The organism is endosymbiont of unidentified scaly snail isolate Monju, assembly GCF_000801295.1.
Classification (GTDB): domain Bacteria; phylum Pseudomonadota; class Gammaproteobacteria; order Chromatiales; family Chromatiaceae; genus MONJU.
This window is the reverse complement of record NZ_AP012978.1, coordinates 834,792-857,235: the sequence shown is the minus strand read 5'-3', so window position 1 is coordinate 857,235 and position 22,444 is coordinate 834,792. Positions and strand designations below refer to the sequence as shown.

Here is a 22,444-nt window from a genome sequence, read left to right as displayed (position 1 = left end):
CAAAAATTCCCTTCACTCTCGCGAATTTCGGTTATATTCGGCAAGGAACTAGATTCCTGATCAGGCGCCCCGCCTGTCAGCCCAGCGACCCAGTAGCCATGCAACAAGAACGAAGAAACAAGCATGTCTGGAAACAGCTTTTCCTTATACGCCATGGAGAGTCCACTGCCAACGAAGTCAACCGTTTTGCCGGGGCCATAGACGTTCCTCTCTCCCGGCTCGGCCAGGCACAGGCGCGACGCGCGGCCGATTCCTGGGACGGCCAGCCGTTCGACCAGGCCTATGTCTCGCCCATGACCCGCACTCGTCAGACCGCCGGCATCCTCCTGGACCGACTCGGCCCCGACGCGTGTCGCGAGCTGTGCTTCGACGAACGCATAGTGGAACGGGACTTTGGCGACTTCACCCTGCAGAACAAAACCCGTTTGCAACGTCGTTTCGGCATCCACCGCTACGAGGCCCCCCTGTATCGACCCGATGACGAGATCCATGGCGGCGAAACCTTCGCCGACTTCCGCGAACGGGTGCTCGATTTCCTGAAGAACACGCTGTATCCGGCACTGTGTGAAGGAAAGCGCGTACTGGTGGTGGCCCACAAATATGTCATCGAGCTGCTGGCCCGCCTTGTGTTGCGCCTGCCAGAGCACCAGGGCCACGACCTGCGCCTGCCCAACGGCAAGATCCTCTCTGGCGCCCATCTAAACGACTATGTCCGCCGCGAATCTCCGCGCGGCAATCGCTTGCGGGAATGGATCGTGGTGCAGCACTCGGTGCTGCTCTCGGTTGCCGCCATGCTCGGCCTGGGCATCAACTACCTGTGGCCCGAATACCGGGTACCCCCGGGCTGGCTGCTGGCACTGCTGCTGGCAACGGCCATCAGTCTGGCACGGACCTCCCTCGAACCACCGGAACGCAATGCGCAGGATCCGTTGCTGGACCCGCGTCGTATCGTCCTGCGGTTCGTGCTGATTCCCTGGCTGGTGGTGGCCATTGGCCCGCATTGGCTTCCCCGCGACACCGATCCCGACCAGGTACTCGCCGTGGCACTCCTGCTCGGCGCGCCAACAGCGGTTACCGCCCTGATCCTGTCGCGCAGTACCGGCGGTGTCATCCTGCCCACCGTGCTGAACATCCTGCTCACGACCGTACTCTGTGCTGTCAACCTGACGGTGATGCTGCTGTTCAAGGGGCTGTCCGATTTCACACTCCAGGCCTTCAGCCTGGCCGGCTTGTCGCTGATCTGCCTGATACTCCCCCTGTTCGTCGCCCAGATCATGCGTTGGCGGTACCCCATCTGGACGGCTCATGCGGCAGAAAACCATGCCGCTGGCGCAGTCCTGTCGCTGGCACTCTTCGTTGCCCTGGCATTCCAGAACATTCCACTGGCCTCGGCCGATACGCTGGGCCTGTTGGCCCTGGCCACGGGCATCGCCCTGCGCCTGCTGGCCCTGCTGCTGACCCGCTGGCGCTCGCTCTACAGCCTGGACGACTACTTTTCGGGTGCCTATCCGAACATTTTCCTGGTGATACTGTTGGCCAATATCCTCGACAACCCGACGATACTCGAGCTGGCCACCTGGTTCGCGGTACCGATGTTCATCCTGGCACCACTGGACGACCTGCTGATCACCCGGCTGCATGCACGCCAGCCGGATTCGCGCCTTCGAGAATATCTGCGAATCAGTGCCTGACCAGCTGTAGCTGTGGCGGCTCGACATGCTCGGCCAGGGGCTGTGGCCGACCAATACCGTAGCCCTGCGCCATGTCGACGCCGAAATCCTTCAGCACCGCAAGAATCTGATCATTTTCCACATATTCGGCGATGGTCGTCAGCTTCATGACATGTCCGATATCGTTGATCGCGCGCACCATGGCACGATCAACGGGATCGTCCAGTATGTCACGCACAAACTGGCCGTCGATCTTCAGATAATCGACCGGCAGACGCTTGAGATAACCGAAAGACGACATCCCACTGCCGAAATCATCCAGCAGGAAACGGCACCCCATGCCCCGCAGCGCCTGGATGAGATGCGCCGCCTTGTCCAGCCGCGAGATGACCAGTGTCTCGGTAATCTCGAAGGCGATCGCCGTGGGCGGCACCTGGTGGCGGTTCAGCTGTTCCTTGACGAAGTCCAGGAACTCCGGGTCGTTGAGCGAGGCCCCGGAGAGATTGATGGAATAGAGAAATCCCCCGCCAGCACCTCGTTCCGCCGCGCTCGACCGCAGTTCCGCGCTACGCGTCTCCAGCCGATGGGAGACAACCCAGCGATCGATCTCTTCCATCAGGCCATGACGCTCGGCGACCGGTATAAAACGATCTGGCGCAACAAGCTCCCCGTCCTCGTCCAGCAAGCGGACCAGTATCTCGTAATGCGTGACGCCATTGTCATCGCTCACACTGACGATGGGCTGGCGGAAAAGCCGAAGCCGACCTTCCTTCAACGCCTTGCGAATGCCGGACGCCTGACGCAGCTCTTCCGCCCGCTGGGCCATCTGATCATCGCCTATCGCGCCGATCACGACCCGGTTGTGCCCCCTCTCCTTGGCGGTGTAACAGGCCATGTCCACGGCCGCCAACAGATCGTCCAGGTCGATACCCGGCTTGTCGATTCCCACCAGCCCGATACTGGCGCCGATGTGGAACACCTGGCCACCGTATCCGAAACGCATGTCACTGATGGCCTCGACCAACGCATGGGCCAGCTGGCGGCCCCGCTCGAGAGGGCAGTCGTGAAGCAGTATGCCGAACTCGTCCCCTCCCAGACGAGCCACCTTGTCGGATTGACGCAGGTGACTCGAAAGAAGGGCCGCGATACGCCGCAACAGATCATCACCGGCACGGTGCCCGCAACTGTCGTTGACCACCTTGAAATCGTCCAGATCGATGTACAGCAGGCAATGATGGCTGTGCCCGTTATCCAGCGATTTCAGAAGCCGGGCGATAAACAACCTGAATTCTGCGCGATTGAACAGGCCCGTGAGATCATCGTGACTCGCCTTCCAGGCCAGCTGATCACGCAATGCTCGCTCATGCCGGATGTCGTGCAACGTGATCGCGTAACCGGCTGGCTCTCCTTCCAGAAAACGCGGCGCAATCGACATGTGGACCGGAATGCGGTGCTGGCTTGCGGTTACCAGCGTGATGTTCGAAAACCCTTCACGATGATCTGCCTCACAGATCTCCCGGAGATCCGTCAACTCCATTCCACTGGCCTCGTCCCACAGGGAGAAACACCGGCGCCAGTGAACCCCCTCGAGAAGGTGAGCACTCGTGTCCAGCAGCTTCTCGGCCGCGGGATTTGCGTAACGGATTGCCCCCAGCGCATCGGTAGTGATCACGCCCCCCATGATGGATGACAGCGTGGCCAATGCGTTCTTGCGTTCTTCCTGCAGCGAATGCTCCGCCAGCAACCGCTGGCGAAACAGGCGTAATGCCGACACGGTAGCCACCAGCACCAGCAGCACGACCAGAGCAGTAACCCCCAGAGAACGGGCAAGCAGCAGATCGTAGGGCCGGCGATCCAGTAGCAGGCCGATCCGGATGTCGGTATCGCCCAGCAGCCGACTCATGCCGAGGTAATGCCGTTGCCCATCGTTCCAATCGAACCGGCCTTCCACCAGGGGGACCCACCCCAGGTCCCCCGCATCTTTCGACAGGGCCACAACGTGATCACGCCACGCAAGAAAGGTTATACCCTCGACACGCGAGTCCAGCTCGCCGGACTGGCGCACGCCATCCAGCGCGAAGGCCCCACAGAGATACCCCAGGGGGCGCATGTCGTCGAGTACGGGCACGCGATGGACGACCAGCAATCGGTTCCCCAGCCATTCCGTCTCTCTTCCGGCACTGGCAAGCAGGCCTTGAGCATCGCAACCCCGAAGCCTGACCTGCTCGTGTCCGGCCTTTGCAATCGACTCACCCGCGAGATCGAGCACCACCAGCTGGTAGAAATGACTCAGTTCCCAGTGCTGCTTCAGGTAGCGGCGCAGTTGAGGCCGGATATCCAGCTCCAGGGTCACCTTCAAGGTGTTGTCGGCCGCAAGGCGTACCAACGCTTCCCTGGAATCGGTCATGAACCGTCCCGGGTTTCCCGGAGACTCCATTTCTTGAGAGGATAGAGTCTATGGATACGAGCAAGAGATATTCCCCTGAGGTCCGGGAACGGGCGGTTCGCATGGTGTTTGATCATCAGGGCGAGCATGATTCCCAATGGGCGGCGATGACCTCCATCGCGGCCAAGATCGGCTGTACGCCGGAGACGCTGCGCAAATGGGTGAGACAGGCCGAGCGTGATCAAGGACTGCGCGAGGGTCTGACGACGTCGGAGCGCGAGCGGCTCAAGGCCTTGGAACGGGAGAACCGGGAGCTGAGGCGGGCCAACGAGATTCTGAAGACGGCGTCGGCTTTTTTTGCCCAGGCGGAGCTCGACCGCAAACTGAAGAGATGATCGCGTACATCGACGATCACAGGGATCGTTACGGGGTCGAGCCGATCTGCGCGGTGCTGCCGATCGCCCCGTCCACCTACTATGAGCACAAGGCCCGTGAGGCCGATCCACAGCGACTGCCGCGGCGATTGCAGCGGGATCGCGCCCTGTCAGACGAGATTCGACGGATCTGGGAAGAGAACTTCCAGGTGTACGGTGCCAGGAAGGTATGGCGGCAGCTCAACCGGGAAAGCATCGAGGTAGCCCGCTGCACGGTGGAACGCCTGATGCGTGTCATGGGGTTGCGGGGTGTGGTGCGAGGCCGCCGTTGCCGGACAACGATCGGCGACACGACGGCGGAACGACCACTGGACCGGGTGAAGCGGCAGTTTACTGCCACCCGCCCGAATCAGTTGTGGGTGGCGGACATTACCTACGTGGCGACTTGGACAGGGTTTGTCTATGTGGCGTTTGTCGTGGACGTCTATGCCCGACGGATCGTGGGCTGGCGTGTCTCCCGGTCGCTGAAGACCGACCTGGTGCTGGATGCGCTGGAGCAGGCGCTATGGTCGCGCCAGGACACAGAGGGCCTGGTGCACCACAGTGACCGAGGCTGTCAGTACCTGTCGGTGCGCTACACGGAGCGCCTGGCCGGGGCCGGCATTGATGCCTCGGTCGGTAGCCGAGGGGACTCCTATGACAACGCTCTGGCAGAGACGATCAACGGTCTGTACAAGGCCGAGGTTATCTACCGGCGAGGCCCCTGGAAGCATAGGGAGGCGGTCGAATATGCCACTTTGGAGTGGGTGGACTGGTTCAACCACCGGCGGCTGCTGGAGCCTATTGGCAACGTGCCACCGGCGGAGTTGGAAGCGGCGTATTATCGCCAACAGAAAGAGTCTGCCAAGGCGGCCTGACTCAAACAAAACAGTCTCCGGAATATCCGGGGCGGTTCACCCGCCCCGTGGGCGAATAGTCGGTAATCCCCACGACGCGATCCTCCGGGCGCACATCACCCAGCGCCGCGGCCATCACCCGCAGGGACTTGCGCAGGTGCAACTTCTCGTAAACGCCGGTGACATTGTGACCGGGGCGCGAACGGCTCTCCATGAAACGCACTTTCCGGTCATAGTCTTCTGGCTGACCGTTCATGCCACTGAAGACCACGGCGATGTCCGCTCTGCCGACCAACGGCAACATCACCTCACGAATGGCGTTGTCGTCCAGCACTACCACCACCTGGGGACGAAACGCCTCGATCGCCTCCAGCGCCAGGCGCGCCCGTTCGCGGATCGCCTCGGGCGTGGTATAGGTCTTCTTGGTATCCATGTAGAAGGAGCGCAGCTCGAGATTGTGTCCCTCGAGCCACCCCCTGGCGGCCAGCCTCGCTGCCACCCCTTCACCCTGTGGTCGGCCGCAAACGTGTTGTGAACCGTAGCTGTGCACCACCATCACCCGGGCCGGGTGTTCGCCACTCCATACTGGCGCACCGGCGATCATCACGACCACCGACAGACAATACATCAGCAGCAAGCGCATCCCTTTATCCTCATCGCATACCGTTTTCGGGCACCGCGCACAAAGCGGGCCTCGTACCGGTATCGACCAAAAGGCCGCGAGGTTTAGCCTCGCGTGATGCGCCGCTCGGACCCTGTGAACCCGGTCACACCTCGGCCAGGTCCCCCTTCTGCTGCAACCAGGCCTTGCGATCGGCGGCGCGTCGCTTGGCCAGCAGCATGTCGAGCAGGCTGTGGGTGTCGTCGCCCGGCTCGAGCACCAGCTGCACCAGGCGGCGGGTATCGGGATGGATGGTGGTCTCGCGCAACTGCGCCGGGTTCATCTCGCCCAGACCCTTGAAGCGCTGGATGATGACCTTGCCGCGCAGCTTCTCGGCGGCGATGCGGTCGAGGATGCCCTGGCGTTCGTGCTCATCCAGGGCGTAGAAGACCTGCTTGCCCACGTCGATGCGGTACAGCGGCGGCATGGCCACGTACACATGGCCCTCGCGCACCAGGCGCGGGAAATGGCGTACGAACAGGGCGCACAACAGGGTGGCAATGTGCGCACCGTCGGAATCGGCGTCGGCGAGGATGCAGATCTTGCCGAAGCGCAGGCGCGACAGGTCGTCCGAGCCCGGATCGACACCGATGGCCACCGAGATGTCGTGCACCTCCTGCGAGGCCAGCACCTCGGCCGGGTCCACCTCCCAGGTGTTCAGGATCTTGCCGCGCAGCGGCATGATGGCCTGGAAATTGCGATCGCGTGCCTGCTTGGCCGAACCGCCGGCGGAATCGCCCTCCACCAGAAACAGCTCGGTGCGCTCGGGATCGTCGAGCAGACAGTCGGCCAGCTTGCCCGGCAAGGCCGGGCCCTGTGTGACCTTCTTGCGCACCACCTTGCGCCCGGCGCGCTGGCGGGCCTGCGCGGCACTGATCGCCAGCTCGGCGATGCGCTCGCCGATCTCGACGTGCTGGTTGAGCCACAGGCCGAAGGCATCCTTGACCACGCCGGAGACGAAGGCCGCGCACTCGCGCGAGGACAGACGCTCCTTGGTCTGCCCCGAGAACTGCGGATCGGCCAGCTTGACCGACAGGATGTAGCTGATGTTGGCCCAGATATCGTCCGGCGCCAGCTTGACGCCGCGCGGCAACAGGTTGCGAAACTCGCAGAACTCGCGCACCGCCTCGGTGAGCCCGGTGCGCAGGCCGTTGACATGGGTGCCGCCCTGCGCGGTCGGAATCAGGTTGACGTAGCTCTCGGCCACCGCCTCGCCGCCTTCGGGCAGCCACACCACGGCCCACTCCGCCGCCTCTTCGTTGCCTGCCATGCTGCCGGTGAAAGGCTCTTCGGGCAGCAGGGGCGCATCGCCCAGCGCATCGAGCAGGTAGTCGCGCAGACCGTCTTCGTAGTACCACTCCTCGGGCTCGCTCTCACCTTCCTGGAAGAAGCGGACGCGCAGCCCCGGACACAGCACCGCCTTGGCACGCAGCACGTGACGCAACTGGCGCACGCTGAACTTCGCGCTGTCGAAGAACTGCGGATCGGGCCAGAAGCGGATGCGCGTACCGGTGTTGTTGCGGCCGACCTTGCCGACCACCTGCAGGTCGGAGACCTTCTCGCCGTTCTCGAAGGCGATGTGGTGTTCCTTGCCATCACGCTTGACCCATACGTCCACCCGCTTCGACAGGGCGTTGACCACCGACACCCCCACGCCGTGCAGGCCGCCGGAGAACTGGTAGCTCTTGTTGGAGAACTTGCCGCCGGCATGCAGGCGGGTGAGGATCACTTCGACCCCGGGCACCCCCTCCTCCGGGTGGATGTCCACCGGCATGCCGCGCCCGTCGTCGATCACCTCCAGCGAACCGTCACGGTACAGGTGGACATCGATGCGCTTCGCGAAACCCGCCAGCGCTTCGTCCACGCTGTTGTCGATGACCTCCTGCGCCAGGTGGTTGGGGCGATCGGTATTGGTGTACATGCCGGGGCGCTTGCGCACCGGCTCCAGGCCGCTGAGGACCTCGATGGCAGAGGCGTCGTACTGGCTCATGAAGGAAAACGTCGGTTCATTCGTAAGGGGACTGATAATCGGCCGCCCCGGGCTGAGGACGCAGCCGCACGCTGTCGGGATCGCGCGGATTGGTGTCCGAGCACAAGGTCTCGCGCACCAGTTCGTCCCGCCAGCTCGCGGGACGGATGGCCCGCCAGCGCGGCAGGTTCACCACCCGCAAGGGTTTCGACCGGCGCGGATTGTAATAGGCATAGACCTTGTACTCACTGGTAGCGCAGCGATATCCCTCGAAGGTCGCGTTGTCGGCGCCACGAGCCGAGCGCACCACCAGCCACAGACGGCTGACGTGATCGCGCGGATCGACCGCCAGGTGTTCGAGATCGGCAAACAGGCGCATGCCCGGCGGCAGGTGCTGGTTCTCCAGCTCGACCAGCGCCTGTTCGTCCGGGCCCTTCTGCACGTGGGTCTCGATCTCCACCCAGGGGACTTCCAGGCTCTCGTCGTAGTCGTCCTGGGCCTGGAAGCGGGCGTAGGGATCGGCCACGTCGGTGGCCGCTGGCGCCAGCAAGGGGCACCAGGCCAACAGAAAAACGAGTTTGCGCATCGACGCCATCCTGCCTCCTCGATTCGGGACGAACCGGCGGAGAGTTTACCGTTTTCGGCGACGGGCCGTTAGAATGGCGAAAACTTCAAGAGACAACGGTCGTGAGCAAGGCAGACAACGACGACATCTCCTTTGAACAGGCTCTGGGCGAACTCGAGGCCCTGGTCGAGCGCATGGAATCGGGCGAACTCTCGCTGGAAGAGTCGCTGGCCTCGTTCGAGCAGGGCATTGCCCTGACCCGCCGCTGCCAGCAGGCGCTGGAGCAGGCCGAGCAGAAGGTGAAGATCCTCACCAGCAACACGCCTGACGCCGCCACGGAACCCTTCGACGGTGACTGAACTCCCGCTGGCAGACTTCATCGAACAGGTGGCCCGGCGCACCGACCGAGCGCTGGATGCCTGCCTGCCCGCCGCCCGCGTCACCCCCGTGCGCCTGCACGAAGCCATGCGCTACGTGGTGCTGGGCGATGGCAAGCGCTTCCGTCCCATCCTGCTCCATGCCGCCGGCGAACTGCTGGGGGCACCGGCCGAACGTCTCGACGTGCCCGCCTGTGCCATCGAGCTGATCCATGCCTACTCACTGGTGCACGACGACCTGCCGGCGATGGACGACGACGAGCTGCGCCGTGGTCGCCCCACCTGCCACAAGGCCTATGACGAGGCCACGGCCATCCTGGTCGGCGACGCCCTGCAGGCCCTGGCCTTCCAGCTCATCGCCGAAGATCCGCGGCTGGACGCCCTGCCTGCGGCTACCCGACTGCGCATGCTTGCCGAACTGGCCCGCGCCGCCAGCTCGCGCGGCATGGTCGGCGGCCAGGCGCTGGACATCGAGGCGGTGGGCCGTGAGCTGAGCCTGGCCGAGCTGGAGAACATGCACATCCACAAGACCGGCGCGTTGATCCGGGTCAGCGTGCGCCTGGGCGCCTTCTGCGCCGACCCGGTGGACGAGGCGCACCTGCGCGCCCTCGACCACTACGCCAAGTGCATCGGGCTGGCCTTTCAGATCCGCGACGACATCCTCGACGTGGAAGGCGAAACCGCGCACATCGGCAAGACCCGGGGCAAGGACGCGGCCGACGGCAAACCCACCTACCCCGCCCTGGTTGGCCTGGAGGAGGCACGCGAGATGGCCGACCGCCTGCTCGGGGACGCACTGGACAGCCTTTCGCCCTTTGGCGAGCGCGCGGACACCCTGCGCGCACTGGCCCGCTTCGTTGTGGACCGACAGCGCTAAAACCTTTGGAGCGGCATCCGCGCCGCGAACATTCGGCCCGGGGACGGGCCTCCCACGGGTAGGAGATCCTATGTCTGCATGCAACGATTTCTTGGCCGATATTCGGTTTCATTTCGCAAGATGGCAAAAGCGACCCTGGCGAGCTTTCTGCCGAGGATGACCAGGGCCTGGACCAGGGCCTGGACCGGCGCCAGGCCGCGGTCGAGATACCGCTGGTAGAAATCTCGCCAGGCTGGCGTTCGACACGCGCGCATGGCAGCGAGGTAGAGCAGGCGTCGCAACTCGGCGTTGCCTTTCTTGGTGAGCTTTCGTCGCCCACGCATCTGACCGGAATCATGCACGCGCACATCCATGATAAAGGCGTCGGAGGAGCGGAATGAGCCGCGCTGAAAGGCGGTGACCAGGGCGGCGGCGGTGAGGGGGCCAATGCCCTCGATGGCCTGCACACGCAAGGCACCGTCTTTCCAGGCAGCTTTCTCGAGCCATTTCTGGATCTGCTGATCGATCTTTCTTTCAAGTGTCTTGAAGTGACCAAAGAGCGCCTGAATCTGTGGCTTGAGGCCTGGCAGATCAGCCAGGCTTTGTCGCAGTTTGGTCTTGGCCTGGACGATGACGGCACGCCGGTTGAGCAATCCCAGCAAGGTGGTATAGGCCTTGGGAGGCGGGCTCCAAGGGCGCAGGCTGTCGTGCTCATTGACCAGGTAACGGCGCAGCAGGCGTGAACCGCCCCGGATATTCCGGAGACTGTTTTGTTTGAGTCAGGCCGCCTTGGCAGACTCTTTCTGTTGGCGATAATACGCCGCTTCCAACTCCGCCGGTGGCACGTTGCCAATAGGCTCCAGCAGCCGCCGGTGGTTGAACCAGTCCACCCACTCCAAAGTGGCATATTCGACCGCCTCCCTATGCTTCCAGGGGCCTCGCCGGTAGATAACCTCGGCCTTGTACAGACCGTTGATCGTCTCTGCCAGAGCGTTGTCATAGGAGTCCCCTCGGCTACCGACCGAGGCATCAATGCCGGCCCCGGCCAGGCGCTCCGTGTAGCGCACCGACAGGTACTGACAGCCTCGGTCACTGTGGTGCACCAGGCCCTCTGTGTCCTGGCGCGACCATAGCGCCTGCTCCAGCGCATCCAGCACCAGGTCGGTCTTCAGCGACCGGGAGACACGCCAGCCCACGATCCGTCGGGCATAGACGTCCACGACAAACGCCACATAGACAAACCCTGTCCAAGTCGCCACGTAGGTAATGTCCGCCACCCACAACTGATTCGGGCGGGTGGCAGTAAACTGCCGCTTCACCCGGTCCAGTGGTCGTTCCGCCGTCGTGTCGCCGATCGTTGTCCGGCAACGGCGGCCTCACACCACACCCCGCAACCCCATGACACGCATCAGACGTTCCACCGTGCAGCGGGCTACCTCGATGCCTTCCCGGTTGAGCTGCCGCCATACCTTCCTGGCACCGTACACCTGGAAGTTCTCTTCCCAGATCCGTCGAATCTCGTCTGACAGGGCGCGATCCCGCTGCAATCGCCGCGGCAGTCGCTGTGGATCGGCCTCACGGGCCTTGTGCTCATAGTAGGTGGACGGGGCGATCGGCAGCACCGCGCAGATCGGCTCGACCCCGTAACGATCCCTGTGATCGTCGATGTACGCGATCATCTCTTCAGTTTGCGGTCGAGCTCCGCCTGGGCAAAAAAAGCCGACGCCGTCTTCAGAATCTCGTTGGCCCGCCTCAGCTCCCGGTTCTCCCGTTCCAAGGCCTTGAGCCGCTCGCGCTCCGACGTCGTCAGACCCTCACGCAGTCCTTGATCACGCTCGGCCTGTCTCACCCATTTGCGCAGTACAGCCGATCTTGGCCGCGATGGAGGTCATCGCCGCCCATTGGGAATCATGCTCGCCCTGATGATCAAACACCATGCGAACCGCCCGTTCCCGGACCTCAGGGGAATATCTCTTGCTCGTATCCATAGACTCTATCCTCTCAAGAAATGGAGTCTCCGGGAAACCCGGGGCGGTTCAATCGTATGGCGGGCCTTGAAGGCGAGTTCGCACACCAGGAGGTGAAAGGTGCTGGTGGCCTCGAGGGCGATTTCGACCGGACCCGGTGGCAGCGAATCGAGCCAGGCGGCAATGGACTGACGGTCATTGGAAATCGACTGGACGGGGCCGTTGCTGTCATCACAGATATCCAGGCCCTGTTTGCTGACATCGATACCGATCAGCAGGGGTTGCACAGGCATTGCCATGATGTTTCCTCCCGACTAGTGTAGAGAGCAGGATTTGTCGGGGTTCACCCAAGGCGCTGGCTTGCGAAAATTGTCGGTCCGTATTGGCCGATAGATCCCTTATTGGCGCTGGGGTGAGGGCGGGACGATTTCTCCTACTGTCTGTACTCAAGGTCAAAGGTCAGATGCGGCGTTCGTCCCTCCGCCCCGACAGGTCCTTTCTGACCCATCGAGAGGAAACATACAAGCGGCGTCCCCGCCGCGAAAATTCGGCCCGGGAACGGGCCTCCTGCATGGAGGAGCGGCGTCCTCGCCGCGAGCCTTCGAATTCGTCATGAACCGCCGTCAGCCGGCAATTTCAGACAATCTCTCGACCAGACCGGATCTGCCATCGGCGAGCGCCCCTTCCGCGCCCTACTCCGGCAATCGCCCCTCACCCTGTTCCTCGTGGGTGACCCCGTCACGGATATGGTAGATGCGCCGGAAGGTGGGGATGATCTTCTCGTCATGGGTGACCACGATCACCGCGGTGCGGTACTGACGCGCCATGTCGTCGAGGATGCGGATCACCGCCAGCGCGCGCACCGAGTCCAGCGGCGCGGTGGGCTCGTCGGCGAGGATCACCGGGGGCCGGTTGACCAGACCACGGGCAATGGCCACGCGCTGTTGTTCGCCGCCGGAGAGCTGGGCAGGCATGGCGCGCGCCCGGTGCTGCACATCGAGGGCCTCGAGCAACTGCAGCGCCCGATCCCGTGCCTGCGCGTTCCGCACGCCAGCGAGCATGGGCAGCAGCGCGACGTTGTCGGTGACGTCGAGAAAGGGAATCAGGTAGGGGGCCTGGAACACGAACCCGATCTTGTCACGGCGCAGGGCGCGCAGGTCGCGTACCGTCCAGCCGTCGTCGTAGATCACCTCGTCGCCCAGGGTCATGCGCCCGGCGGTGGGGTCGATGACCGCGCCCAGGCACTTGAGCAGGGTGCTCTTGCCCGAGCCGGAAGGTCCAATCAGGCCCACCACCTCGCCGGGTTCGACACGCATGTTCACTTCCTTGAGCGCATCCACCGCGGTGTCGCCCTGGCCGTAGCGCTTGCGCAGGCCCTCGATGAGAATGCCACCTTCTTTCATCTCAGCCTCCGATCGCCTCGGCCGGATCGACCTTGATCGCCATGCGGATGGCCACCAGGCTGGCCAGGGTGCAGATCGCCATCACGATGAAGAACCCGGCCACCGCGTCCTGCGGGATCAGCAGCACATACTTGGGAAAATACGGTGCGGCAAAGGTGGCACTGATGCGCCCGACCATGAAGCCGATGGCACCCAGCGCCAGCGCCTGCTGCAGGATCATGCCGGCGATGGTGCGGTTGCGCGTGCCGATCAGCTTGAGCACCGCAATCTCGCGGATCTTGTCCATGGTCAGGGTATAGATGATGAAGGCCACGATGGCCGCGCTGACCACTGCCAGGATCACCAGGAACATGCCGATCTGCTTCGACGAGGTGGCGATCAGCTTGCCGACCAGGATTCCCTCCATCTGCGCACGATCGTAGACCTGCAGGCGCTGCCAGCGGCGGATCGACTCGGCCACCTCGCGCGCATCGTAGCCCGGCTTCACCCGCACCAGCACGGCATTGACGAAGTTGCTCGTTGTCTGCGAGGCGATCACCGCCTCGGCCACCCCCGGCACACCCGGGCGGTTGAAGGCCGGGTTCTCCAGGGTGCGGCGGCGCTGACTGTGGATGCTGTCGTTGTCCTTGAGGAACTGCGCCTCCTGCGCATCCTTGAGCGGGATGAAGACCATGGGATCGCCGCTGGAGGACACCATACGCCGGGTCAGGCCCACGACGGTGAGTGCTTGCGACGGATGCGGATGCGTTCACCGAGGCGCAGCCCGGCCTTCACGTCGGCCACCGCCTCGTAGTGTCCGCGCGTGATCTGGCGGCCAGCCACCAGGTAACGCGGCCAACCCGGGCCGGCCGGCATGCCCGGCGCGATACCCACCACCATCACCCGCACATCGCTGTCGGGGCGCACCACCTGCATGGTCAGATAGGTGACATTGGCCGCCGCGGCCACGCCCGCGATGCCGGCGATGTCACGCCACAGATCATCGTACAGGCTGGACGGCTCGGCATAGGGCCCGAGGGTGCCTTGCTGCACCACCCACAGGTCGGCGCCGCTGTTGTCGATCAGCGCCCGGCCGTCGGCCACCATCCCACGGTACACCCCGGCCATGGTCAGGGTGACGCCGATCAGCAACCCCAGGCCAAAGCCGGTGAACACGAACTTGCCCCAGGCGTGCAGGATGTCGCGTCCGGCCAGGCTGATCACGACTTCACCCCCGGCAGGCGTTCGACCTGACGGATCGTCGCCCCCATGCGCAGCGGCTTCTCGTTGTGGATCACCACCTGCTCGCCCGGCGACAACCCTTCGAGCACCTGCACCCGACCGTCGAGATCGCGCGCGCCGATGCGCACCGGTGCGAAGCGCAGCGACTCGCCGTCGACCACCCACACGCCCAGTTCGCCATCGACCCGGCGCAGCGCCGCGTTGGGCACCACCGGACGCGCGGGCAAGGGCGCCAGACGCACCGTGACCTCGGCCAGCTCGCCCAGCGGCGGCAGCGGATCGGGAACGCGGTCGAAGCCGATCTTCGCCAGCATCTCCTCGGTGACCGCGTCGGCCAGCGGCTCGAGCCGCAGCACCTGCCCCGTCAGCGGCACACTCGCCCGCGAGCGCAGCACGATGGAAGCCTGGAGTCCCGCGACCAGCCCCTCGGCACTGACCTGATCGAAACGGGCGTTCACCCACAGACGTTGCGGATCGATCAGCTCGACCACCGCCTGCCCGGCCACCAGGGTGTCGCCGGGGATGGCGTTGCGCGCCACCACCACGCCATCCACCGGGCTGATCAGCGTCAGGTTGCGGCGCTGCGCCTCCAGTTCGTGGCGCAGGCGGTTCAGTTCATCGCGCGTCGATTGCAGGGCGGCATCGGCGATGCGGCGCTCCAGGCGCTTGGTGGCCACCAGTTCCTCGCTGGTGGAACCCACCTTGCGCAGCCGTTCATAGCGCTTCAGCTGACGCTCGGCATACTCGAGCCGCGCCTGGGCCTCGCGCACGGCCGAGCGGGCGCGCTGGATGGCGGCCTGCTGAGCCTGGATACGCGCCCCCAGGTCCACGTCGTCCATCACCGCCAGCACCTGCCTCCGGCGCACGCGGTCGCCCACGTCCACCCCCAGCTTGGCCAGCCGGCCCGGCTGAGTGGGACCGATGTGGTAACGGTCGCGCGCCTCCACCGTGCCAATGCCGAACAGGCCCGGGCGCACCGCGGCCTCGACCACCGGGGTCACGCGCACCGCGATCGGCGCCAGGGGACCAGCGCGCAGCGCGGTCCAGGCGAACAGCACCAGCAGGGGCAGCAGTACCGCCCCCACCGTCAGCATACGACCTCGCGGCAGGTTCATGAGTGCACCTCCAGGCCACGGCGATACAGGGCAAACAGGGGCGGCGCGGCCGCGCGCATGCGGGTCACGTCACCGGCCAGCAGCGATTGCATGACCAGGCCTTGCACCATGCCGATCAGCGCCATGGCTGCCGTGCCAGGCTCAACCGCCGGATCGATCTCGCCGACGGCCTGCCCCTGCTCGATATGCATCACCAGGCGCCCGGCATAACGCTGCATCAGGCGTTGCACCGCATTGCGCACAGGCGAATCCTCGGGCCGCTGCAACTCGGCGAACAGGATGCGCGGCACCCCCGGATGCTCGATGACGAACGCGACATGAGCGAGGAAGATCGCCTCGAGCTGCGCCAACGGCGAATCCACGCCCTCGGCTGCCCGCTCGATGCGCGCCAGCAGCCGGTCGGTCACCCAGTCCATCACCGCCTGCCACACCGCGTCCTTGTTGGGAAAGTGGCGGAACAGCGCGCCCTGGGTCAGGCCCATGCGCTCGGCGATGGCCGCGGTGGTGATCTTGCTCGGATTTCGCTCGCCGGCCAGGTCGAGCACGGTGCGCACGATCACCGCGCGGCGTTCCTCGGCGGGCAGGTGCTTGCGTCCTGGACTCATTCCGTCACTTCAAAGATAGTAATCAGTTACTATCTTTTAGCCTACTCCTCCCTGGACAGAGGAGCAAGCCCTGCCCGCCATTTGGTGCGACCACGCCCGACCGCGGCCCGGGGGTGAGCCTCCTACAGACAGGAGCTGCGTCCCCGCTGCAAATGGTTCGGCCCGGGGACGGGCCTCCTACACGACCCCTTCAACCCGAGGATGGCAGGAGTGGCGTCCCTGCCGCGAATGTTCGGCCCGGGGACGGGCCTCCTACACCCCCCTTCAACCCGAGGATGGCAGGAGCGGCGTCCTCGCCGCGAATGTTCGGCCCGGGGACGGGCCTCCTACGGCAGAAGCGGCATCCCAAGCCCCCCCTGACAGGGTCACCGACGCAAGCAAGAGAACTAGTCGAACAACCCCTGCAGAAACCAGCCCCCGCCCCGCCGGTCGCGGTAGATCCAGAAGCGCTCGTTGGCGGGATTGCGGGCCAGGTAGTAGTCACGCGCCACATCGTCGCCGTCCCACCACCCGGTCTCGATACGCCGTGGCGGCCCGAGCAGTTCGAGCGCGCCGCGATGCCAGGGACGGCCTGCGCGTACCCTCAACGGCCGTGGTTGCGGCAACAGCCACAGGGGCAGTTCGCCGCGCCAGGACGGCCGCGCCCCCGTCTCGCCCGGCACACAGCAGCGCTGCGCGCGCTCGGGACGGTGATCGGCGACCGGGCAGAGCCCCGTCAGACGCGGTCCCAAACGGCTGTGCAGGCGCTCCAGCCACTCACCCGCGGCATCCCCTCCAGCAGGGGCATCCAGCAATGCGGCGGTGCGCTCTGAAAATGGCAGGCAGTCGCGCACCTCGAGCCCCAGGGCACGCACCGGCGCCGGCAGTTCCAGACGCTGCAGGCGCTCGCCGAAACGGGCCAACAGGTATTCGGCGTCGCGCTCGGGCCGCAACAGGGTCTGCGCGAAGGCCGTCTCGGGCAGGTCGTCGGGATGCCGCAGGCGCCAGCGCAGGTGCTGGGTAGCCGCCCCCTGCCCGCGCAACCAGCCGCACAGGGTCAGCAGCAGGCGGCGAGCCGGGAAACGCAGGGCCTCACGGTCGTCCAGCTCGGCCGGCAGTTCGAGCCATTCCAGGAAGTGCGGCGGCGGCCGCCACGCCGGACGCGGGTCCGGGGCATCGCCCAGCAGGCGGTCAAGCAGGGCCGGCAAGCCGGGGCCAACGCGCCGCGCCAGCTCGGGACGCGGCAGGCGCAGCACGTCGCCGATGCTGTGCAGGCCAATGTCGCGGACCAATTGACGCACCCGCGGGTCGGCACTCAGCCGCGCCATGGGAATGTCTTCCAGCCAGGGCAGCAGGGCCTCGCGCGAGGCGACCCGCGCCCCCGGTCGTTCACGCGCCAGCAGGGCCGCCGCGGTGGCGGTATGCGCCACGGCCCGGCGCACCTCGTGCCCGAGTGCGGGCAGTTCTGCCTCGATGCGCCCGAGCAGCGCCTCAATGCCACCGAACAGGCGCAGGCTGGCGCCGATCTCGAACAACAGCAGCGCCGGCTCCCGGTACAGGCGCGAGCTGAACTGCCAGGCCCACAGCGCCAGCGTCTCCATCGCCCGACGTTCGCGCCCGGCATCGCGCGGCCACAGGCGCAGCCGTGGCAACAGGGCCAGTGCCGCCGGCACCGGCAGGCCCGGATGCACTCCCCCGGCCCGCGCGGTGGCATTGCAACGCAACACCGTCTCGCGTCCTTCGCGCACGGCATGCACCGCTGCCGGCGACCGGTCCGTGGTGCCGTGCAGGAACACCTCCAACGGCAGCTCGGGAAAGTACAGTCCCAGCCAGAGCATGTCGTTTCACCGTTGCCGCAAGGGCACCAGGCAACGATGCCCGCCCCAGCCACCGCGCCGCTTGAGCACCTCGACCTCCACGCCCAGCGGGGCGGGCAGCAGGCGCAGGCGCAGCGCCGCCGGCGACGGCTGGGCGGCATCGCGCAGCGAGCGGAACAACAGGCCGATGGCATTCCCTTCCCCGGCAGCCAGTTGCAGGCGGCGGATCTGGCCCGAGGCCAGACGCCCTGGCCAGATCAGCACCACGCCGCACTCGCCCGAACGCAACATCTGCTCGGCCGCCCACAGGCCCTCGGCTGCATCGCGCTCCTCTACCAGCAGCAGGCGGGCCGGGTCCACGCCTCCCTGCATCAGGGCAGGCACAAAGGGCGATTGCGGCGGCGCGACCCAGCCGATCCATCGCCCTGCCCGGCTCTCCCGCGCCAGCAGGGGCAAAGCCAGTGACAGGCCCAGGCCACGCCGGCTGAGCAACTCGCCCAGCGCACCACGCGGCCAGCCACCACCGAGGCAGTCGTCGAGCACCGGCCAACCGCTCGGCACCAGGTCTCCTCCCGGCGAATGCAGCTCACGCCCACGCCACAACAGGCGGCGGTCCACGCCCTCGGCAACCAGCTTGTCGATCAACGGAGCAGGCATGCGCCAGACCTCGCACCAGGAAAATGGAGAACAAATATAGAACGATTGCGACGAAAGCGGTAGCCCCGTCCCGCGTCGCGGAGAAGGCCGGGAGGGGGAGTCAAAACAATCCTTTATCTCCCTACCAACCCGCCCCGCAAGCGCGGAAGGAACGTGATCGAAGCGCCCCTAAAGGATTCCTCCCCGACGCCGAAACAAGGCTCACAGGACTCAGCCGGGCCTCCCGGGCGACCCTTTGACAGATTGCGCAAATGAAAATGAATCTTCACTCTTCCGTATCCCACAAGATCGGCATCGGCTACCTGGCCCTCACCCTGCTCACCCTGGCCAGCGGCGCCGTCGGCTACCTTGCCGTGCAAAAACTGAGCACGGCACTCGAACTGGTACGCGGCCCCGTCGCCCAGACCACGGAAGCCATCAACGAGGGCATCCGCGGCGTACAGACACAGATGATCGCCGTCGACCGCGCCCTGCGACTGGGCCCCGAGGCCACACGACAGGGTCTCGCAGAGGGCCATCACCTGACCGGCGAAGCCTTTCGCAAGCTCTCGGCCTCGGGACTGGTCCCGGCCGAACGCCTCGAGGAACTCCATGGCTCGATGCAGGAATTCGAACAGGCGCGGGAACGTCTGCTGGCGCTCGACAAGGCGTTTCGCGAAGAACACGCGGGCCTGGAGGCCGCCTTCGAACACACCAGCGATCTGCTGATCGCCGCCGAAGAGATCGCCAGCCAGGCCCTGGTCAATGCCGAGTGGAACATCAACCGTTCGGAAGAGGACGAGACCGATGCCCGTGACCGTCCCGAATGGGCCATCGTCTCGGCCACCACGGACGCCCGACTGGCCCTGCTGAGCCGGCTGTTCCTGCTCGAAAAGCTGCTCGAAAAGCCCGGTGACGCCACGCTGCGCGAGCGTGCCGCCACTGCCTACAGCGACCTGGAGATCTACCTCGAGCAGGTCGCAGAGGCCGAATTGCTGCACGACCGCAAGGTCGGCAAGGGACATTTCGCCAGTCTCACCTTCGCCGAGGCCATCGCCAGTGTCCTCGAGGACAATGCCAGGCTGTTCACCCAGGTCCTCGAACGGCATACCGAGCTGCAGTCGGCACGGGCGAACTACCACGCCACGGCCAACCACCTGATGGCACTCGCCCGCGAGATCGAGACCGAGACCAGCGCCCTGATCGACCAGCAACTGGCAGACATCGACCAGGTCACGGGTTCCGCCCAGTGGAGCACGCTCAGCATGAGTGGCATCAGCCTGCTGGTGGCGATCATCGCCTACCTGTTCAGCCTGCGCCTGATCGCCCGGCCCATCGCACGCCTGGCGGAGCGCCTGGAAGACATCGCCGATGGCGACGGCGACCTCAGCGCCGAGCTGGAAGTCAGCGGACACGACGAGATCGCCCGCACCGGCCATGCCTTCAACCGCTTCACCGGCAAGATCCGCCAGACCATCGGCGAGGTGCGCGAGGCCGTGGACCACCTGGCCGGAGCCGCCGGACGCCTGCAGGCGATCAGCAGCGAGAACATCGGCCGTATCCAGGCGCAGCAGGACGACACCGCCCAGGTCGGCACCGCGGTCGAGCAGATGAGCCACAACATGGACCACGTGAGCGAGGCCACGACCTGCACCCTGGAGAATGCACGCCGCGCCAGTCAGCAGGCCGATGCCGGGCAACAGCAGGTACAGGAGACGGTCGCCGCCATCGAACAGCTCGCCTCGCAGGTCGAGACCGCGGCGTCCACCATCGCCCGCCTGAGCAGTGACAGCGAGGCCATCGGCAGCGTGCTGGACGTGATCGGCAGTATCGCGGAACAGACCAACCTGCTGGCCCTCAACGCCGCCATCGAGGCCGCGCGTGCCGGCGAACAGGGCCGCGGCTTCGCCGTGGTGGCCGACGAGGTACGCACCCTGGCCGCTCGCACCCAGCAGTCCACCGCCGAGATCCAGGAAATGATCGAACGCCTGCAGGCCGGCGCGCGCGCCGCCGCCGAGGTGATGGCGCAGAGCCGGGAACAGGCTGTACACACCGTGCAACAGGGCAGCGCCACTGGCGAGACCTTCAGCGCCATCGCAGAAGCGGTGTCGCGCATCGAACAGCTCAACCGCAACATCACCGAGGCGGTGGAAGAGCAACACGCCAGTACCGCCGCAGTGTCCGAGAACGTCGAACGCATCCGCCACACCAGCGGCGAAGTGGCCGAAGGCAGCCAGGAAATCAACCGCGCCAGCGACGCCCTGACCGCGCTGTCACAGCGGCTGCACGCCCTGGTCAGCCAGTTCCGGATCGCCTGACCGCCAGGGTCAGGCGCAGATCCTCACCGACCTGGCGCACGTCGTTCATCGCCAGTTCGATACGCTGCTCCAGCCGCTCGACCCCGGGCAGATGCACCAGGCCACGCGCGGCATCGCCCAGCAGTTGCGGCGCCAGGTAGAGAACAAGCTCATCGACCACCCCGGCCAGCAACGCCGAACCGGCCAGGGTGGCACCACATTCCAGCAACACCTCGTCGATCTCTCGCGCGCGCAACGTGTCCATCACCGCCGGCCAGGCGGGGTGTCCCGATGCGTCGGTCGGCAGGCGGCAGACCTCGGCACCGGCGGCTTCCAGGGCCGCGACCCGCACCGGGTCCGCGTCCTCGGCGACACAGATCAATACCGATCCGGGCAGGCGCAGCAGACGCGCCTCCGGCGGGGTGCGCGCACTGCTGTCGAGCACCACGCGCAACGGCTGGCGCACCGGCAGGTCGGACGGCAGGCCCAACGCCTCGCCGTCCAGGCGCACGTTCAGCGAGGGATCATCGGCCAGCACGGTACCGATGCCGGTGAGCACCGCCACACTGCGCGCACGCAGGAACTGCACATCATGACGCGCTGCGGGGCCGGTGATCCACTGGCTCTCGCCGCTGGCCATCGCGGTGCGCCCGTCGAGGCTGGCCGCCAGCTTGAGCCGCGTCCAGGGGCGCTCGCCATGCATGCGGCGGATGAAGCCCGGATTGAGCGCCCGGGCATCGGCCTCGAGCAGGCCGGTCTCGACGCGGATACCGGCATCGCGCAGCCGCGCCAGCCCCTCCCCGGCGACCTGCGGGTTGGGGTCTTCCATGGCCGCGACCACCCGCGTCACCCCGGCCTCGATCAGGCCGTCGGCGCAGGGCGGCGTGCGACCGTGGTGACTGCATGGCTCGAGGGTGACATAGGCGGTCGCCCCATGCGCCCGTTCGCCGGCGGCGGCCAGGGCGACGCGCTCGGCATGTGGCTCGCCGGCGCGCCGGTGCCAGCCCTCGCCGACGATCTCGCCGTCGCGCACCAGCACGCAACCGACGCGCGGATTGGGGAAGGTGGTGTAGCGGCCGCGGCGCGCCAATTGCAGGGCGCGGGCCATGAAGGCGTGATCGGCGCGGTCGAAACCGGCGCTCATTTCTCCCTGTCCAGCAGGTCGAGCTGGGCGCGGCGCGCCTCGGGCGACGGCTCCTGGCGCAGACGCTCGACCTCCTCGCTGAAGGCCTGCACATCCTCGAACTGGCGGTACACCGAGGCGAAGCGCACGTAGGCCACCTGGTCGAGTGCCTTGAGCTCCTCCATCACCAGCTCGCCGATCAGCTTGGAGGGCACCTCGCTCTCGCCACGCGACATCAGCTTGCGGGTGATGTGATTGACCGCCGCGTCCACCGCCTCGGTGGCCACCGGGCGCTTCTCCAGCGCGCGGTCCATGCCCGCGCGCAGCTTGCGCCCGTCGAAGTTGACCCGACGGCCGTCGCTCTTGACCACCCGGGGCAGGTTCAGCTCGGCGGTTTCGTAGGTGGTGAAGCGTTCCTTGCAGACCGTGCACTGGCGGCGACGGCGCACCTGGTCACCGTCGCCGTGCAGGCGCGAGTCCACCACCTTGGTGTCCTGGGCGCCGCAGAAGGGACAGCGCACCGGCCG

General features: G+C 65.9%; 18 protein-coding genes, 2 pseudogenes and 2 other annotated features. Of the genes and pseudogenes, 5 read left to right on the top strand and 15 right to left on the bottom strand.

Annotation, left to right across the window (positions count from 1 at the left end):
• Positions 1-98: 98 nt before the first annotated feature.
• A complete protein-coding gene (locus tag EBS_RS04100) occupies positions 99-1,691 on the top strand; it encodes a histidine phosphatase family protein (RefSeq protein WP_081999806.1) in 1,593 nt (530 codons plus the stop codon).
• Here the strand turns inward: EBS_RS04100 and EBS_RS04095 are convergent.
• Positions 1,681-4,077 carry an EAL domain-containing protein gene (locus EBS_RS04095; protein ID WP_171816177.1) on the bottom strand — a complete coding sequence of 799 codons (2,397 nt, stop codon included), beginning with the start codon at positions 4,075-4,077 and terminating at the stop codon, positions 1,681-1,683. The genes EBS_RS04100 and EBS_RS04095 overlap by 11 nt on opposite strands.
• A 50-nt stretch (positions 4,078-4,127) precedes the next feature.
• Here EBS_RS04095 and EBS_RS04085 point away from each other — a divergent pair.
• Positions 4,128-5,347 (top strand): IS3 family transposase gene (locus EBS_RS04085; RefSeq protein ID WP_148307646.1). Its coding sequence is split into 2 segments (ribosomal slippage): positions 4,128-4,410 and positions 4,410-5,347, totalling 1,221 coding nucleotides; the frame shifts between segments, so codons are not numbered across the junction.
• Positions 4,406-4,522, top strand: a sequence feature (AL1L pseudoknot). It overlaps the preceding gene by 117 nt.
• Before the next feature lies 1 nt (position 5,348).
• On the opposite strand, the gene EBS_RS04080 is transcribed toward EBS_RS04085, so the two are convergent.
• The 3 genes from EBS_RS04080 to EBS_RS04070 form a co-directional block, all read right to left on the bottom strand.
• The gene (locus tag EBS_RS04080) at positions 5,349-5,969 is read right to left on the bottom strand and encodes a type 1 periplasmic-binding domain-containing protein (RefSeq protein WP_052199282.1); all 621 of its coding nucleotides are present in this window, start codon (positions 5,967-5,969) and stop codon (positions 5,349-5,351) included.
• A 124-nt stretch (positions 5,970-6,093) separates the two neighbouring features.
• Positions 6,094-7,977, bottom strand: a complete 1,884-nt coding sequence (gene parE / locus EBS_RS04075; protein WP_043107475.1) for a DNA topoisomerase IV subunit B — start codon at positions 7,975-7,977, stop codon at positions 6,094-6,096.
• A gap of 16 nt (positions 7,978-7,993) precedes the next feature.
• Positions 7,994-8,542: a CNP1-like family protein gene (locus tag EBS_RS04070; RefSeq protein ID WP_043107473.1), complete on the bottom strand. Its 549-nt coding sequence runs from the start codon at positions 8,540-8,542 to the stop codon at positions 7,994-7,996.
• A gap of 101 nt (positions 8,543-8,643) precedes the next feature.
• Here EBS_RS04070 and EBS_RS04065 point away from each other — a divergent pair, with 101 nt between their 5' ends.
• The gene (locus tag EBS_RS04065; protein WP_043107472.1) at positions 8,644-8,880 is read left to right on the top strand and encodes an exodeoxyribonuclease VII small subunit; all 237 of its coding nucleotides are present in this window, start codon (positions 8,644-8,646) and stop codon (positions 8,878-8,880) included.
• Entirely contained in the window at positions 8,873-9,775 is a 903-nt protein-coding gene (gene ispA, locus EBS_RS04060) for a (2E,6E)-farnesyl diphosphate synthase (RefSeq protein ID WP_052199281.1), read from the top strand. Before EBS_RS04065 ends, ispA begins: the two co-directional genes overlap by 8 nt.
• Before the next feature lie 68 nt (positions 9,776-9,843).
• Here ispA and EBS_RS04055 read toward each other — a convergent pair whose 3' ends face one another.
• From EBS_RS04055 to imuA, 9 genes and pseudogenes are all read right to left on the bottom strand, one after another.
• Positions 9,844-10,416, bottom strand: coding sequence for a transposase (locus EBS_RS04055; protein WP_171816176.1), 573 nt, complete (start codon positions 10,414-10,416; stop codon positions 9,844-9,846).
• 117 nt (positions 10,417-10,533) lie between these two features.
• Positions 10,534-11,742 (bottom strand): annotated as a pseudogene (locus EBS_RS13470) (IS3 family transposase).
• Positions 11,359-11,475: a sequence feature (AL1L pseudoknot), on the bottom strand. (Overlaps the previous pseudogene by 117 nt.)
• 5 nt (positions 11,743-11,747) lie before the next feature.
• Entirely contained in the window at positions 11,748-12,020 is a 273-nt protein-coding gene (locus EBS_RS04040) for an IS110 family transposase (protein ID WP_148307644.1), read from the bottom strand.
• Positions 12,021-12,413: 393 nt separating this feature from the next.
• Positions 12,414-13,124, bottom strand: coding sequence for an ABC transporter ATP-binding protein (locus EBS_RS04035; RefSeq protein ID WP_043107469.1), 711 nt, complete (start codon positions 13,122-13,124; stop codon positions 12,414-12,416).
• A gap of 1 nt (position 13,125) precedes the next feature.
• Positions 13,126-14,327 (bottom strand): annotated as a pseudogene (locus EBS_RS04030) (ABC transporter permease).
• The gene (locus EBS_RS04025; RefSeq protein WP_043107468.1) at positions 14,324-15,460 is read right to left on the bottom strand and encodes an efflux RND transporter periplasmic adaptor subunit; all 1,137 of its coding nucleotides are present in this window, start codon (positions 15,458-15,460) and stop codon (positions 14,324-14,326) included. Before EBS_RS04025 ends, EBS_RS04030 begins: the two are co-directional and overlap by 4 nt.
• Positions 15,457-16,065: a TetR/AcrR family transcriptional regulator gene (locus tag EBS_RS04020; protein WP_043107467.1), complete on the bottom strand. Its 609-nt coding sequence runs from the start codon at positions 16,063-16,065 to the stop codon at positions 15,457-15,459. The genes EBS_RS04025 and EBS_RS04020 overlap by 4 nt, the downstream gene beginning before the upstream one ends.
• Before the next feature lie 386 nt (positions 16,066-16,451).
• On the bottom strand, positions 16,452-17,882 hold the full coding sequence (locus EBS_RS04015) for a Y-family DNA polymerase (protein ID WP_043107465.1): 1,431 nt from the start codon (positions 17,880-17,882) through the stop codon (positions 16,452-16,454).
• Between the two features lie 6 nt (positions 17,883-17,888).
• Complete coding sequence (imuA, locus tag EBS_RS04010; protein ID WP_148307643.1) at positions 17,889-18,518, bottom strand: translesion DNA synthesis-associated protein ImuA; 630 nt, start codon at positions 18,516-18,518, stop codon at positions 17,889-17,891.
• Positions 18,519-18,769: 251 nt separating this feature from the next.
• On the opposite strand from imuA, the gene EBS_RS12745 reads away from it, so the two are divergent.
• The gene (locus tag EBS_RS12745; protein ID WP_081999803.1) at positions 18,770-20,815 is read left to right on the top strand and encodes a methyl-accepting chemotaxis protein; all 2,046 of its coding nucleotides are present in this window, start codon (positions 18,770-18,772) and stop codon (positions 20,813-20,815) included.
• Here the strand turns inward: EBS_RS12745 and ribD are convergent.
• Both ribD and nrdR read right to left on the bottom strand, forming a co-directional pair.
• Positions 20,793-21,938: a bifunctional diaminohydroxyphosphoribosylaminopyrimidine deaminase/5-amino-6-(5-phosphoribosylamino)uracil reductase RibD gene (gene ribD / locus EBS_RS04000; protein WP_043107464.1), complete on the bottom strand. Its 1,146-nt coding sequence runs from the start codon at positions 21,936-21,938 to the stop codon at positions 20,793-20,795. The genes EBS_RS12745 and ribD overlap by 23 nt on opposite strands.
• The gene (nrdR, locus tag EBS_RS03995; protein WP_043107462.1) at positions 21,935-22,438 is read right to left on the bottom strand and encodes a transcriptional regulator NrdR; all 504 of its coding nucleotides are present in this window, start codon (positions 22,436-22,438) and stop codon (positions 21,935-21,937) included. Before nrdR ends, ribD begins: the two co-directional genes overlap by 4 nt.
• Positions 22,439-22,444 lie beyond the last annotated feature (6 nt).